The following is a 14695-nucleotide window of genomic DNA, read 5'->3' on the forward strand; positions in this document are numbered from 1 at the left end:
GCGCGGCGGTCATGTCGTCGTGCCGCACCCGGCCGATGCCGAGCACTGGCCACAGCGCCCGCAGCAGGACCGACCGCTGCCGCCTTGGTCCGCTGTCGTGGCGATCGCCCGCAAGGTTCTCCAAGCGCGGCATTGACCAACCGCACCCGCATTTCCGGGGTCCGACATCGCGCTGCCCACCGAACACGGCAGTAGCACCACATGCCCGCCCATCCATCGCCATCGAAAAAAGGTTCGTCATGCGTATACCTCTGGACGAAGTCACCGCCACCACGCCCTGTCCCGGCGTGCTTGGAGCCCGGACGAGGCATTACCCGCGGATGACTTCCGGCAAGCCCGTCACGATGCCCTACGTCATGAACGGGCCGCTCGGTCAGCATCAGATCGTCATGCCGTCGCTGTGCGCCAATGAGTACCTGGTACCGCCGCGCTTCGACGAAGGCGAGCCGACCGAACCGGTGTGCGTGGAATGCCGGGACCGGCTTGCCGCCCTGCAGGACGACCGCACTTCGCTACGGCTCCGTACGACCGCTCCGGTTAGCACGCCGGCCTGATCGACGTCACACATCCGATGGATGCCGGCTTGCTGTGGGGCGTCACGAACTTCGCGACAGCACGGGGAATCCGATCACGGGCGTGTCTACCTCTGACCACAGCGGACGTCATAGCGCGGAAACGATGGAGGAGCCAACCGTGCCGTTTTTTGCCTTCGAGCGAGCACTCTTGGCCACTCCAACCGAAGAGCTACCAGCAGTTCTCAACGATGAACCGCAATGGCCAACGGTCGACATGGACGACCCCGACATCAAGGAAGAGAGACACCGCGCCGCCGAGGTCGCGTTCCAGCGAACAGAACCGGAACGAGCACCACAGCAAAGAACTGGTCAGTGGCAACCACCTATGACCGGGGACGAGCTAGCGCACATGCTCGAACTGATGCGCAAGAAGTGGAATATGTAAGGAATTCTATCGTGCGACACCTCAAGAAACCCGCGTCAGGAAGCTATTGCGGCCCGGACGCGCCGCTGCGTTTCATCCTTGGCGTTCTGATAATGGTGGCACTATTGGCCGCTGCCTCGCTTGTCCTCGACGGCCAGCCACTCGGTGGGTGAGCCATCGTCCCATCCTCACGGCATAGTACTGCCAGATTGGCGCGATCAAGGCATTCAGCCCCCAGGAGCGGAATCAGCTCGTTGTGGAGCGGCACTCTCGCTGAACGCCTCACCCAAGATACGGTGGACCGTGTCGTCCAGTGGGGATTCTTCAGGAATGACGCGCTCTTCGGTAAAGCCGAGTTGATCCGCTGCCCGGTACCACTTCTGCATCTCGTCATGGCCAAACTCGGCGGCCTGTGGCCGTGTTTCGTGTCGTCGTAGGGTCTCGGCCCAGGAAATGTCGAAGTAATAGAACGTCGTCCCGCCGACATGATCACGGCGCAGCCGGTCCAGCATGTCTCGGTAGCGCGCCGCGTGCATGATTCCCTCGCAGATCACGTGCCACCCGCGGTCAAGCGCGAACCGTATAGCCGTAGAGATCAGCTCGATGTTCGCCCCGCCGGGAACATCGCGCTCCTTGAGCACAGTCCGGCGAAAGTAGTCTTGCTCGATCAGCGCGACGCTGCGACCAAGCTGCGCGCGCAACCGGCGTGCGGTCGATGACTTTCCCGAGCCCGAGGGGCCGCGGAGCACAACGAGCCGTGAGTTCTTGCTTCCGGTCGGGCTCGTCGCCGACGGCGCTGATGCTTGCTCGTCGAGCATGGGGTCGTCAGCGGTTCTGCAATGACTGGAGGACGGGCATTGCCGCGATCTGGTCTGCGCTCAGATCCTCCCAGTGGAGTCCGCTGGGGCGGCGCGGCGGCGTGCAGGTGATGACTTCGTCGGTCGTGACGATCACGTCGACGCTGAAGTCGTGGTTTGTCTCGGGAATGTCGTCCTCGATCACCTGGAGCGGATGCACGGTGGTGACGATCGTGGTGCTGGGACCGATCAGACCGGCCTGGGCAAGCAGGGCGACTTCGATGTCCGAGTAGCCGGCGCCTTTGCCGATGCGCACGCCATGGCGGTTGACGGCGACGCTGCCGCACACGATCAGGTCGACCGGCCGCAGCTCATCCAGGCCGACGTTGCGCGCGACCGACGGCGCGGTACGGCTGGAGGCGGCGTCCTCGGCGGACACGGTCAGCTCAGCGGGGTCGAGTAGGTAGAAGGGCTGCGGTGGCGCGAGCTTGGGCGCGGCCATGTAGACCACCTTGCCTTCACGCAAGGCGCGGGCGCGGGCCGGGAGTTGAGCTTTGTCCGGCACGGCCTTGATCACCCTTGTGTCCTTCCACACCGGCAATGCCGCGAGTCGATCAGCGGCAACGTCGGCGCCGATGAAGTTCGGGATGCGCCCGTACGCACTGCCTTCGCCAGCGACGACACCCTGCTGGTCCAGCAGGTTCCACACCTTCCGCCGGATGGTGTCCTTGCGCGCATCCACCTCGGTCGTGGTCACTGTGTGCGGCTCCTCGTCACGCTGTGGTCATCAGGGAGAACAGCCGATCGTAGATGTCCTGGACGACGGGCTCGCCACGCCAACGGCGGAGTTTGCGTACGGCGTCGGAGACGATGTTCAACCCGCCGCCACCCCGGGTGGCCTCCAGGACATCGATGGCATCGTGCAGGCTCGCCGCAGCCGCATCGAGGTCACGCTGATGCAGGTGAGCGAGGCTGAGGTTGCCCAGCACGATCGCACGGGACTTGCTCTGCGCGGTCATGGCTTGAGCCACAGTGACGAGAATGCGCTGGGCGCGGCGATGGTCACCCAAGAACAGATAGCAGGAGCCGGCCAGCCGATCGAACTGGGTCTCGGAGAACAGATGCGCCGCACCGTCGGTAGCCCGGACGCCGCTGAAACTGCACTCCGCGGCGGCCAGGGCTGACTCGCACCGCCGTGCGTCGCCGAGCATGGCGTGGGCCTCGGCCGAGTGCAGCCGCGCCAGCCCGGTTAAGACGTTGCTGGCTGAGCGCGTGACCTCGGCAGTCTGCTCCGTCAGCCGGAGTCCTTCGATGGGATCGCGCTCACCGTAGAGCGCGAGATAGCTCGTGCGCAGCAGCGCATGCCCTTCGGCAGTCGGGCTGTCGATCTCGCGGGCCGCAGCGGTCGCCTGATCGAAATACTGCCGCGCGGCCCGGTGATCTCGGCGCTGGGAAGCATCCCACACCAGCTACCCCATCAAAGTTGCCGCCGTGGCCTCAGCCGCGAAGAGATCGCGCTGCAGAGCGCCATCCCCGCCGCTGCGGGCGAGGAAGCCGATCTGACCGAGGGCCTGGCCGGTACCGGCCAGCAGGGATGTCGACGGCATCCAGTCATACCGCTCGTCCAGGCCACGGACTTCCTGCCACAGGCGCTCCACGGTGACCGGGTCCGGGCTGCTCGGGGAGCGGAGGGCATACCCGACCCGTCCCCTGCTCGGGGGCTTATCCGGGCCTGCTTCCGGCGTGAGGAGGTCGATCAGCTCGGTGGGCGAAACACCGAGCGCGCGGGCGAGCCAGGGCTGCTTGCGCGGCGGAGGGGTGGTCTCTCCAGACTCCCACCGATAGATCGTCGACCGATCGGTTCCCATGCCCACGGCGGCGGCAAGCTCCTCTTGGGTCATCCCCATCGCGCAGCGCTGCCGCGCAAGACGCACCCGCTTGCCGGACATGTACGCGCCCCCATTCGACCAGTGTCACCCCATGATCCTCGTCGGATTTTCGCAGGTCAAGGACCACACAGCGGTGCGGCAATCCAGGTTTCAGAAAGCGGTCCAGGTCCACGGCCGCGGGATCTCGCCCCGCAGGCATGCGATGCGGTGGCGTGTTTCGCGTGCGGCGTGGGCGCTGTTGGCGGCCTTGCCGAGGACGAACACCACCCAGCGCAGCTCCTGGATATCGGCGAAGACGCGGAACGCGGAGCTGGTCGTGACATCATGCCCGCCGTAGGCAGCGACGAAATCGTGGTAGTCGGTGCTGCTCAGGCGGGCGAAGTCGACATGGTCGACCGCGATGGGGATCAGGTCCCAGTCGGGGTGCCCTCGTGCCACGTGTTCGAGGTCGAGTAGGACCGGTGTGCCGGTCTCGGGAACGGCGACGTTGCCTTGCCAGGCGTCTCCGTGGACGACACTGTCGGACTGGTCGATCCCCAAATTGCCCAGTTGTTCGCGCAGCTCCTCGACACGTCGGACCAACCAGTCTCGGTCGTCCCCAGGCAGATGCTGGGCTGCGGCAACGCGCTCGTCGATTCCCGCGAAGGGATCGAAGCGGGGTAGCTTCGGGTGCGTCGGCGGGCTGAGCGCGTGCAACGATCGCAAGACTGCACCGAGTTCTGCCGTCGTGGCCGGGCGATGCTCCGGTAGCTGTTCCCACCAGGTCACGGGCCGACTGCCCACGACGGTCGGCTGCTGAACGCCGTCGAGCGCCCTGACCACAGCGAGGTCGGAGTCGGTGAGCCATCGAGCGACCTCGACCTGCCGCGCGGCGTTGTCGTGGGTGTGCTCAGGCCCGATCCGTGCAACGACACGGCCGGGTAGCTGGTACATCACGTTGGAGCCATCGCGAATCATGACCGCGTTCGTGGCATCGAGGCCAGCCAGTTGCGCTGCAGTGGCGAGTACGTTGTCTGCCGTCTCCAGAGGTGCCGTCACCCCGCTGATGGTGTCAGGTCGACGGCCGCCCCAACGTGGCGATGTCGTGCCGCAGCTCGGCGACGTCGCTGAACTGCACGTGCGGGGTGGCACTTCGAGCAAGGCCGTGGAGTTCGGTCATGAGCCGTTTCGACCGTAGTGCGGCGGTGTCGATCACGGCTTGGCGGCCGATCGGCACAGCTTCCCGCGGGTACCCGGTCGACATCATCAATGAGGCAAGCCGGACGCGGGAGAACGTGCGCGAGCGAGGATAGTCAGCCGCCTGTAGCTCGACTGCGGTGGTGAGCCGACCGGCCGCCAGCTCCGGGTTGCCGCGGGCCTGTGCGATGGGGATCAATGCCTTCCCGGTGCTGCCCTGGTGCTCGGCGGCGTCGTAGTAGCAGAGCCAGGGCGGGTCCGCGTCGGGGTCGTGGTCAGTGAAGTGGGCGTCAGCACGGTCGACGTCGGCTTGCGCTTCGGCGTGCCGGCCGGTCAGCGCCAGTAGCCGGGCTCGGATCGTCGTCAGCATCGCCCGAGCCGTGGCGGTGAGTCGATCAGCGCGTACTTGGGCGAACTCGATCAGTTCCAAGGCGTCGTCGAGATCGCCCAGGTACGCGGCTTTGCGTGCCATCTCCGCCAGCGTGTTGGCCCGCAGCGCCCACGAGCCGGCTTCGTCGGCGCACCAGAGGGCGAACTGGAAGCACCGGTCAGCGGCGGCGTAGTTGGCGATGTCGAACGCCGAGAAGGCAACGACGCTGGCCAGGTTGCCGACCGCTTCAGCGACGCACCGGTGCACCTGGTTGGGGGCCTGGACGTCCAGAAGCTGCCCTGACCAGCGCAATTGCGCCGCTGCGGCCTCACAGGAGAGGCCCCCGCCGAACAGGTTCTCCGACATCGCTACGGCACGAGTGGTCGCGCGCACGTGTTCGACCTCTGTCCAGCCGAGCCGTGTGGGCAACGGTGTCTCGACGACGGTGCTGGCCAAGAAGTCGCGCGGGCCATTTCCGATGTCGATTCGGCCCCGATAGTTGTGGGCGCGCCTGGGAGTCGTGACCTCAGTCAACGGCTGTTGAGACCGGAAGGTATCGCTTGTTCCGATGCCCCGCGTCGTCGCCGGCACAGGGCTGGGGTTGTCGTCGATTACGAGGAGGTTTGCCAGCTCTGCCGGGGTCACGCTGAGCGCGCGTGCCAGCTTGGGTTGCAGGTCCGGCCGCGGTGCCACCTCCCCGGACTCCCACCGGTAGATCGTCGACCGCTCGACACCAAGCACGGCGGCAAGTTGTTCCTGGGTCAGCCCGATGGCGTGACGCTGGCGCGCGAGCCGGTCCCGCTTACCTGGCACGTGACCACCCCTCGCCGTCAACCGCATCCATCCGATCCCGCCAGCATATGCGCAGTTCACAGGCTTGCGCGCAGCAACCGTGCAGCATCTGTGCAGCGATTCTGCTCTGGTTCATCGTGCACCCCGCCGGTTGACTGCCAGCTGAGCACCCCACCGAAGCGGACACGGACCGCTTGGCGAACACCGGTGCTCGGACCTGAATAAGGGGCTCGCTGCTTACGAGGAGACATTGTGACGCTCCCTCAGCGATTCGTGGGCGAAAGCGCACCACGATCCCGTTGCGTAGACCGTCGGCTCGCACCGCACGCCATCCCGCACCGTCCGACCGGTGCAGGCTCGCCGCCCTCCGCGTATCGAGCGATCGGGAGGAACCGGTGCTGATGAGACGACTGCTGACGACCCACCGTCGCTCGCGCGTGCGTAGCGAGAACGCACATGTGCACGACCGCATCCCATGCCGGGATGGGCGCGGACGACGCGCGCGCATCACAGTCCACGAGCTGGCAAGCGGGAATGTACGGGTCGAATTCCCTGCGCACGGTCCCATCACCGTGCAACCGCTCGACGTTGGGCGTCTGCGTCGAGCACTCCGGTCAGCCGCAGCGCCGCCCGAAGCGGCAACGTGCCCCCGGCAAGGCTACTTCGCTTCATAGGTCTACTGACCCGCCGCGCCGCCGACGGCTTCACAGCCGCAGCGCACACAGGCCGCGGTGGAGGTGAAGCGCGCCCCGACCTTCACCTCCACCGCGCACCACCGACCAAGGAATCCGGAGAATGAGCGCCAGAATCGACACTGCTTCCTCGCACTCACACCACATCGAGACGGCCGCACTCTCGGGTAAGCCCGGAATTCACCGTCATCCTCGCCACGCGGTCGTGATCGCCTCCGGCGGCCTTGATTCGACCGTGCTCGCCTACTGGCTCCATGCCCGCGGAACGCAGTTGACCCTCCTGTCCTTCGATTACGGCCAGCGTCATCGAGTCGAACTGCGCTACGCGGCGGCAGTGGCATCGGCCCTGGAAACGCGTCATGAGGTGGTCGACCTGTCCGCGCTGGGACGCGTGCTCGGCGGATCAGCGTTGACCGACTCGGGTGTAGGGGTTCCGGACGGCCACTACACCGACGAAACGATGCGGGCCACCGTGGTTCCCAACCGCAACGCCATCATGCTCGACATCGCGGTGGCGATGGCGGTTGTCACGAAGGCCGACGCGGTCGCGTTCGGTGCTCACGCTGGCGACCACCCGATCTACCCGGACTGCCGGGAGAGCTTTACGACGAGCTTCGCGCGAACGGCGCACGTGGCGAACGAAGGGTTTCTCCCCAGCGACTTCCAGCTGGTGGTGCCGTTCCTGGCTAACTCCAAGACCGACATCGTGCGACTGGGTGCCGCGCTTGGCGTCCCGTTCGAGCAGACGTGGTCGTGCTACCGCGGCGGTGCACAGCATTGCGGCACGTGCGGCACGTGCACGGAGCGCCGAGAAGCGTTCCGCGACGCAGGCGTGACCGACCCGACGACCTACGCCGTGAGGGACGCGTGATGGCGGCCGATGCGCAGCCGGACCGCATGGAAAGACCTGAGTGGGGCCGTCTTTCCCGTCCCGACGCGCGTGTGCTGGGATGCGCGTTCGCCTCACGAGATGATGGGATCGTTCCCGCCACTCAGGCGGCGCCGACTTTAGCGCACGTGGAAACCACAGCACCAGCGGGCACTCCTGCCACTCCGCAATCGCACTCGTTGATGCCTTTCTTGAGCGAGAAGCATCTCCGTCGAGCGCTGCGCGAGTGCGGGCGACGGTCTTCCAGTCCTGGAGCCGACCGGATGACCTGGGGTGATCTTCGTCGGCAGGCAGGAGTAGTGATTCCAGACCTCGCCGCGCAGCTCGCTACGGGTACGTGGTGCCCTGGACCGCTTCGAGAGCTGACGATTCCCACCTACACCGGGAAAGCGATGCCGACCGCGATCCCCACGGTAGTGGATCGGCTCATACACCGGGCGGTGCGGAACGCGGTGGAGCCGGTGCTTGAAGCACGGGCGTTCGCGTGTTGGGTCTCAGGATACCGGCCACGGCGGAACCGCAACACGGCACTTCGCCAGGCGGCGGGATTCTTGTCCGATGGGTACCGATGCGTGGCCGACATCGACGCAGCCAGGGTTTCCGAGGGCGTCGGTGTCGACGAAGCGGTGGACTGGTTCGCTGAGTGCGTCCATGACGGCACCTTCCTTCGCCTGCTTCGCACCGTGCTCGCAGGATTGCCCAGTCCTGTGGTGCCGGGGTCAGGACTGGCTCCACTCCTGATCAACCTTCGTCTGTCGCAAGTAGACAGAAGGCTATCGGGCCTTCGGGTCGTGCGGTTCGCCGACAACTACTGCGCTTTCACCGAAACGGTCGCGGACGCCGAGGAAGCATTCCGGTGCATCAGTGACGCCATGGCTGCTGTGCGGCTGGAGCCCAACGCGGCCAAGAGCCGCGTGCGACGCCAGGCCAATGCCGAAGACCTCTTCCTCATCGACGGATAGCGCAATGAGCCTTGATTGGATCGAAATCCCGGGCGGCACGTGTTTGTTTGGAGACCAAGCACGCCCTATCACGGTGCCCACGCTGCTGTGGACACGCACGCCGATCACCCAGGCACAACTGGGCGACGTCCCCCGCGAACACCGTCCAGCTACACATATTGACCAGTCCACGGCTGACCGCGTCTCTTGCCAGCTCGGGGGAAGACTGCCCCGCTCAGTGGAGTGGGAGTGGATGGCCTCCGGAGCCGAACGACGGGTGTGGCCATGGGGGAACGCGCCCTGGGGTCCCAAGTTGGCCAATCTCCGGGACTCGGGCTACGAGGACACGACCGATGTTGCCGCACATCCGGAGGGGGCGACGCCGGATGGGATGCTCGACGTGGCAGGGAATGTCTGGGAGTGGACCGCCAGCTCCACTATGGGAGACGGCTTCGTGATCCGCGGCGGCTCCTATGCCTCGCCGCCCCTGTACGCGCGGTGCACGTTCCTCAACTCCGCACCGGCCGAACTTCGGTCTCCCGGCATCGGGTTCCGGGTGGTGCGTGAGCCGTGACGACACCTGTTCCCGCTGAACACGGTTTGATCGTCGCTGGATGCTCGCGGCGGAAGAAGTCGACCCCGGCGCCGATCCCCGCCTTGGACCTCTACGAGGGCGGGTGCATTCCCGGACTTCGGGATCGTCTCGGAGCCAACGTTCAATTGCGCCAGCGGATTCGGATCGTGTCAGCGCTCTACGGCTTGCTCCACGCCGACTCACCGATCATGCCCTACGACCGCCGCCTGACTGATTCTGCCGACGCCGATGTCCTGCGCCAGCGCGTAGCTCCGAATCTCGCGGGTGAGTTGGCTGCCGTGACGCACGTGTTGGCGGTCGTCGAACCCCTGTACCTGCTCGCCCTGGAGCCGGTGGTGCGCCGCCTCGACGCGATCCGTCTGTATTGGATCTCCGCCCCGCGGGATTGGCATCGCGCCGCTGCAGTCCTCGACACCTGGGGGTGGACATGAACGTCTCGCTCACCAAGACCTTGGCACACCGCGGAAATGACCACGCGGGCCACACACGAAACTTCGAGCGGACGACGGGGATTGCCTGGCATGCCCCCGTTCCGTCCGGCTGGGTCGGCGGTCGGCGCCTGTCGGTGGTCCTACCCGCACACAACGTCGGTTACTGCCTGACGATGGTGCTCGACGCGTTGGAGGCACAGACCTACGGGCGCCGCTTCGAGGTGATCGTCGTCGACGACGCCTCAACAGACGCCACCGCGAAGATCATCGCAACGCATCCGGCCGTCACAACAGGACTGCGGCTTCCCACCCGGCACGGTGCGGCCACCGCCCGCAACCTGGGCACCTACATCGCCCAAGGCGAGACCGTGCTCTACGTCGACGCCGACATGCTCCTGCCGCCCACGACCGTGGCCGACCTGGCGGCGCGTGCCACCGACCACGCCGTGCTGACCGGATTCCGGCACAACCTGCCGCACGGCGCTGCCTGGCCCGACGCCGGCCCCGATCTCACCGCCGACCACCGAGTCACCTGGCGACCACCGGTGAACACCTCCTTGCTCTACAGCGGCATCACCCTGCGAGAACCCGTCGATGGCCGGCCACTGGAGCACACCCGCGACTTTCGCGACCTCGGCCACGGGCGGGCGTACTACGACTGGGATCTGCAGCGCATGGTCGTCACCGCGCTGCTGGCCGTACCCCGCGCCGCGGTCCTGGACGTCGGCGGATTCGACGCCGAGTTCGGGCGCATCGGCTGGGGTATGGAGGACACCTATCTCGGCGCCTGCCTCATCGCCGCCGGGCTCCTGGTGATTCCCCTGCGCCAAGCGGTCGGATTCCATCTCGATCCACCCGACGCGGCCGAGCAATGGCAGCACAAGCTCGGCACCTGGCCAGCCACCCTTGCACGCTACCGAGCCCTGCTCGGCGAACCCGCCCGCTCCGGACGACGCGCCGCGCTCACCGCCTCGATGAACTCCCTGTTGCACTCCTGCGAGGTCTTGCGATGACAACCGTTCACCACACCGCGATCACCACCACGACGAACCGAGTCTTCGCCACGGGCGCGTGCGACCAAACCCGATACGTCCACGACCCCCTGACCGGGCTGACACACCGCGCCGAGGGCTTGATCGCCCTCGGGCGAACCCGCCTGCCCGGCAGTTCGGTAGCGAGCTGGCCCACCCTCCATCCCGGCGAGCTGGATCGCGAGGTGCCTGTCAGCGTGTGCTGGTCTCCGCTGGTGCGCTGCAACCTCGCCTGCCCTCATTGTCTGGACGACAAGGCCGTGCCTGAACTCGCCCGAAAGGATCGCCAGCGGATCGCCGCCTTGCTCGGCGAGTCCGGGGTCTTGGCCGTGGACATTTCCGGAGGCGAGCCCTTGCTGCTGCGGGATCTCGGCGAACTTGCGGCCACGCTGACCAGCTCCGGGTGCGTGGTCAGCGTGACGACCAACGGATGGCACTTGCAGCGGCGCGCCGAAGCACTGGCCGGGCAGGTCGATGCCGTGCGGGTCAGCCTCGACGGTCCAGACGCGGAATCCCATGACCACTGGCGCGGATCGGGGAGTTTCCGCCGCGCCGTGGCTGGCGCTCGCGCCGCCGTCGCCCACGCCATACCCACCCAACTGCAAACGGTCCTGATGACCTCCACCCAAGGGACTGCGCAGCGCATGGTTGACCTCGCAGAGGAACTGGGCGTGCACGGCGTGACCTTCCTGCAGATGCTGCCCATCGGGGAGGGCGCCGCGCTGGCCGACGCGGAACTGCTCACCGACGAACAGGCCCGCGCCACCGTTGCCGAACTCGACATTCCCGATGCCGTCACTGTCCGACTGCGCACCCGCGACGACGCAGGAGGCTTCACGGTCATCCGGGCCGACGGGCGCGTGTGGCGCAACGACTCCGTGGCCGAAGGCATCACCACCCTGCATTCCTTGACCAATCCGTCCGACCTGGCGCTGACCGGGAGGGATGGTTCGGCATGAGCACCAGCATCGCCTCGTCCGCGCCGGGCCGCGTCTTCGAGCACCACCGCCTGTGGCAGCTGCACACCTCCGTGATGCTGCAGGCGTGCCGCCTGCTGGCCACCGCAGCCGTCCAGCTCACGACCCGCGAGCACCTGGACGCAGTCAGCGCGGTGATCGGTATCGCGCACGGAGGCACCACTCCTGCACGCCACATCGCCGCACGCCTGGGCTTGCAGACGCACACCGTCCGAGCCAGCCACAACACCACCGACGCGCCGTACAGCCCGGCGACCGGAACTGTGACCTGCGATCTCAACTCCTGGCAGCCCAGCGCGCCCACCCGGCTCGCGGGAACCGTGCTGGTGGTCGACGACATCTGCGGCTCCGGCGCCACCTTCACCGCAGTCCTCGATGTGCTCCGGCCCTTCGCCGAGCCCGACACCCGGTTCCTCACCTGCGCCCTGTGCCGCAACCGCGGCGCGTACACGCCGCCCGATCTCTACTGCTGGGACGTCGCTGACTGGGTTGTCTTCCCCTGGGAGGACGTTCCCGCCGGTCAACCGACGACGCCGCTCCCATACCCGAATCAGGTGATCATTCGTGACTGAAACACCCGAACAGCTACCGCTGACGGTGGCGTTCGTGCTCGCCTCGTACACAGTCGACGCGCCGGCCGGCATGGAACGCGCCACCGCCGCACTGGCCAGCGGCTTGCGCCAGCTCGGCCACCGCGCAGTCATCCTCACCGCAGCCGAGCAACCAGAACCCGACCCCGACGTCATCCGGCTGCGCACCCTCGCCGCGTCGTTCCCGTGCGACGACGACACGCTGCGCCGAGCCATTCACGAGGCAGGTGACCGGCTGCACCGCGAGATCGTCGCCACGTTCGACGCGGTCGGCGTCGACGTCGCCGTGTACGTCGACGCCCTGTGGGGGCTGGGGCGGGTGGCCGTCCAGCATCGGGCGCGGTCGGTCCTCGCCACACACGTCATCGGGCACGACGAGGACCTGGCCGTGGCCTTAGCCAGCGTCGAGCACGTCGTCGCCCCGTCGAGCACGGTGCTCGACCAGGCTCACGAGCAGGGCTACGACACCGATGGTTGGTCCGTGATTCCCAACGGCATGTTGCACGAGCATCCGCGCCCGGACGAAGCAGCTCGGGAGACGCTGCGCAGGCGAGCCCCGATCCGCGTACTCGGTCGTCTCGGGCCGGAGAAGAACATCCCGGCCCTGGTCAATGAGGCGCGGTTGCTCGAACGCCCGGCAGAAGTCGTAGTCGCTGACGCCGGGTTCGAGACCGCACCCGGCGCCCAAGGCGGCGAGTGGTCCCGCTGCAGGCATGCCGCAGCCCACAGCTCCTGGGTGCACCTGCGGTCAGGCGGGATCAGCTGGGCGGATGTGCCCGGCTGGCTTGCCGAGGCAGCCGTGGTGATCGTGCCCTCCCTGCGGGAGTCCTTCGGCCTCGTCGCACTGGAAGCCATGTCCGTGGGAACGCCCGTGGTCTGCTTCGACGTCGACCACCTGCCCTCCCTTGTCGGTGCTGGCCCCGAGGCCGGCGGCGTGGTTGTCCCCAGGTCACATGGTGAACACGCGCTCTGGAAGGCTGCCGAGGAGGTGCTGGGTGATCCGGTACGCTACCGGCACCTGTCCAGGGCTGCGTACTACCGATCGCGGGACTTCCGGCCCACCACAGTCGCCGAGTGGTTCGTGAAGGCGGTGCGGTGATGCCTGCTCAAGTCCCGTTGTTGCTGGTCGACGGCCACAACCTGCTCTGGAGGGCAGCCTTCGGGTTTCCTGCCGAGATCCGTTCGCGGGACAAGACCCGTGATCTCACCGCCCCTTTCGGCTTCTTCGCCCTGCTGCGGGTCGCGATCCGCGACGAGCTTCCCTCAGCCCCCGAGGTGATGGTGGTCTTCGACGGCGAGCATGGCTCGGTCGAACGCCAGGACTCCGACGCCGACTACAAGGCCAACAGGGCGCTCGATGACGGCGCACGCAAAGCGCTGGAAGCGATCCCAGTAGTCCAGCGCGGGCTCGACCTCTACGGCGTGGACTGGATCGAGATCGATACCGCCGAGGCTGACGATGTCATCGCTACCCTCATCAGCCGCGCCCGCCGCCACAGCCGGCCTGCGTGGATTTTCTCGACCGACCGCGACTACTACCAGCTGCTCGATGAGCACACCCGCGTGCTCAACACCGCAATGCACCCGGGAAAGCGCCACATCGGGCCGGACGAGGTTGACGCACGCTACGGAGTACGGCCAGAGCAGTGGCCATGTTTCTGTGCGCTCAAGGGCGATCCGGCCGACAACATCCCCGGCGTGCACGGCATTGGCGCGGCCACCGCCGCCCGGCTGCTCGCCGGAGGACTCACACTCGACGACCTGCCCGCGTCCGGACGGCTCACCGGCGCCAAGGGCCAGCTCATCCAGCAGCAGTGGCAGCAGGTCCTGGCTTGGCGGGATCTCGTGCGTATGCGCACGGACCTGCCGCTGTCACTGGAGCCCACCGGTGATCCCAGCGCTGAGTTGCCCAAACCCGCCGAGGTGATCGAGAAGCTGGAGCTGTGGTGACCACGCCAAACCCCCAGAGCAACCCGGCGTCCGTGCTGACGGTCATGGCCCACCCCGACGACGCCGAACTGTGGGCCGGCGGAACACTCGCCCGCCTCGCGCAGGCCGGCGCTTCCGTGACCATCGCGGTGCCCGAACACGCTGACGCCCTCCGCAACACAGAAGCCGCCACGGCCGCTGACGAGCTGGGCGCCCGGTACCACCCGTACCCGGCCGTCAACGCGAACGCGCTGCACGACCTGCTCGACGCGACTCGTCCCGAGGTCGTCATCACGCACCCGCTCGACGACGTCCATCCTGATCACCGGCATGTGGCTCACACGCTCACCTCAGCGCTGCCCGAGGTCGTGATCGCCACGGGCCGCCCGCGCCGGGTCTACACCAGCGACACCTACAACGGGCTCACCAGCCACAGCCCGATCGCCGCGCACAGCGTCATCGACGTCACCGACACCTGGGAGACCAAGATGCGGGCGCTGGCCGCGCATGCCTCACAGCCCATCACCGAGCACTTCGGCCCCATGGCCGAAACCTTGGGCCGCCTGTGGGGCAGCCGAATCGGCACCCGCTACGGCGAGAACTTCACCCCGCTGCCCGTTCTCGGCCGCATCCCAGCAGCCACCACGCTCTGACTCA

Annotated in this window: 18 protein-coding genes; 12 read left to right on the forward strand and 6 right to left on the reverse strand. The window is 67.1% G+C overall.

Translation table 11 applies throughout. The features are described 5' to 3' along the window. The first annotated feature begins 320 nt into the window (after positions 1-320). Together H7X46_RS23375 and H7X46_RS23380 are read left to right on the forward strand one after the other, a co-directional pair. A complete protein-coding gene (locus H7X46_RS23375) occupies positions 321-554 on the forward strand; it encodes a hypothetical protein (RefSeq protein WP_186361415.1) in 234 nt (77 codons plus the stop codon). A 124-nt stretch (positions 555-678) separates the two neighbouring features. Continuing rightward, positions 679-960 (forward strand): hypothetical protein, encoded by a 282-nt coding sequence (locus H7X46_RS23380; protein WP_186361416.1) that lies wholly within the window; start codon positions 679-681, stop codon positions 958-960. A 206-nt stretch (positions 961-1166) separates the two neighbouring features. On the opposite strand, the gene H7X46_RS23385 is transcribed toward H7X46_RS23380, so the two are convergent. The 6 genes from H7X46_RS23385 to H7X46_RS23405 all read right to left on the reverse strand — a co-directional run bounded on the left by H7X46_RS23385 (position 1167) and on the right by H7X46_RS23405 (position 5984). Then, entirely contained in the window at positions 1167-1757 is a 591-nt protein-coding gene (locus H7X46_RS23385) for an AAA family ATPase (RefSeq protein WP_186361417.1), read from the reverse strand. A gap of 7 nt (positions 1758-1764) precedes the next feature. Next, on the reverse strand, positions 1765-2493 hold the full coding sequence (locus tag H7X46_RS23390; RefSeq protein WP_345368057.1) for a 5-formyltetrahydrofolate cyclo-ligase: 729 nt from the start codon (positions 2491-2493) through the stop codon (positions 1765-1767). A gap of 16 nt (positions 2494-2509) precedes the next feature. Further along, positions 2510-3202: a hypothetical protein gene (locus H7X46_RS29170; protein WP_222131402.1), complete on the reverse strand. Its 693-nt coding sequence runs from the start codon at positions 3200-3202 to the stop codon at positions 2510-2512. Between the two features lie 3 nt (positions 3203-3205). Beyond that, the gene (locus H7X46_RS29175) at positions 3206-3685 is read right to left on the reverse strand and encodes a helix-turn-helix transcriptional regulator (protein WP_222131403.1); all 480 of its coding nucleotides are present in this window, start codon (positions 3683-3685) and stop codon (positions 3206-3208) included. A 90-nt stretch (positions 3686-3775) separates the two neighbouring features. Next, entirely contained in the window at positions 3776-4663 is an 888-nt protein-coding gene (locus H7X46_RS23400; protein ID WP_345368056.1) for an aminoglycoside phosphotransferase family protein, read from the reverse strand. Positions 4664-4676: 13 nt separating this feature from the next. After that, complete coding sequence (locus H7X46_RS23405; RefSeq protein WP_345368055.1) at positions 4677-5984, reverse strand: helix-turn-helix transcriptional regulator; 1308 nt, start codon at positions 5982-5984, stop codon at positions 4677-4679. Between the two features lie 774 nt (positions 5985-6758). Here H7X46_RS23405 and queC point away from each other — a divergent pair. From queC to H7X46_RS23455, 10 genes are all read left to right on the forward strand, one after another. Continuing rightward, positions 6759-7526, forward strand: a complete 768-nt coding sequence (queC, locus tag H7X46_RS23410; RefSeq protein ID WP_186361419.1) for a 7-cyano-7-deazaguanine synthase QueC — start codon at positions 6759-6761, stop codon at positions 7524-7526. Positions 7527-7936: 410 nt separating this feature from the next. Then, positions 7937-8506 carry a reverse transcriptase domain-containing protein gene (locus H7X46_RS23415; RefSeq protein WP_255426201.1) on the forward strand — a complete coding sequence of 190 codons (570 nt, stop codon included), beginning with the start codon at positions 7937-7939 and terminating at the stop codon, positions 8504-8506. 4 nt (positions 8507-8510) lie between these two features. After that, complete coding sequence (locus H7X46_RS23420) at positions 8511-9059, forward strand: SUMF1/EgtB/PvdO family nonheme iron enzyme (protein WP_186361420.1); 549 nt, start codon at positions 8511-8513, stop codon at positions 9057-9059. Next, a complete protein-coding gene (locus H7X46_RS23425) occupies positions 9056-9511 on the forward strand; it encodes a DUF6884 domain-containing protein (RefSeq protein ID WP_345368051.1) in 456 nt (151 codons plus the stop codon). The genes H7X46_RS23420 and H7X46_RS23425 overlap by 4 nt, the downstream gene beginning before the upstream one ends. Next, positions 9508-10524 carry a glycosyltransferase family 2 protein gene (locus H7X46_RS23430; RefSeq protein ID WP_186361421.1) on the forward strand — a complete coding sequence of 339 codons (1017 nt, stop codon included), beginning with the start codon at positions 9508-9510 and terminating at the stop codon, positions 10522-10524. Before H7X46_RS23425 ends, H7X46_RS23430 begins: the two co-directional genes overlap by 4 nt. After that, positions 10521-11501: a radical SAM protein gene (locus tag H7X46_RS23435; protein ID WP_186361422.1), complete on the forward strand. Its 981-nt coding sequence runs from the start codon at positions 10521-10523 to the stop codon at positions 11499-11501. Before H7X46_RS23430 ends, H7X46_RS23435 begins: the two co-directional genes overlap by 4 nt. Next, positions 11498-12091 carry a phosphoribosyltransferase gene (locus H7X46_RS23440; protein ID WP_186361423.1) on the forward strand — a complete coding sequence of 198 codons (594 nt, stop codon included), beginning with the start codon at positions 11498-11500 and terminating at the stop codon, positions 12089-12091. The genes H7X46_RS23435 and H7X46_RS23440 overlap by 4 nt, the downstream gene beginning before the upstream one ends. Beyond that, on the forward strand, positions 12084-13208 hold the full coding sequence (locus H7X46_RS23445) for a glycosyltransferase family 4 protein (RefSeq protein WP_345368050.1): 1125 nt from the start codon (positions 12084-12086) through the stop codon (positions 13206-13208). The genes H7X46_RS23440 and H7X46_RS23445 overlap by 8 nt, the downstream gene beginning before the upstream one ends. Continuing rightward, complete coding sequence (locus H7X46_RS23450) at positions 13184-14059, forward strand: 5'-3' exonuclease H3TH domain-containing protein (RefSeq protein ID WP_345368049.1); 876 nt, start codon at positions 13184-13186, stop codon at positions 14057-14059. The genes H7X46_RS23445 and H7X46_RS23450 overlap by 25 nt, the downstream gene beginning before the upstream one ends. Beyond that, complete coding sequence (locus tag H7X46_RS23455; protein ID WP_345368048.1) at positions 14056-14691, forward strand: PIG-L family deacetylase; 636 nt, start codon at positions 14056-14058, stop codon at positions 14689-14691. Before H7X46_RS23450 ends, H7X46_RS23455 begins: the two co-directional genes overlap by 4 nt. Positions 14692-14695 lie beyond the last annotated feature (4 nt).

Source organism: Pseudonocardia sp. C8 (assembly GCF_014267175.1).
Taxonomy (GTDB): Bacteria; Actinomycetota; Actinomycetes; order Mycobacteriales; family Pseudonocardiaceae; genus Pseudonocardia.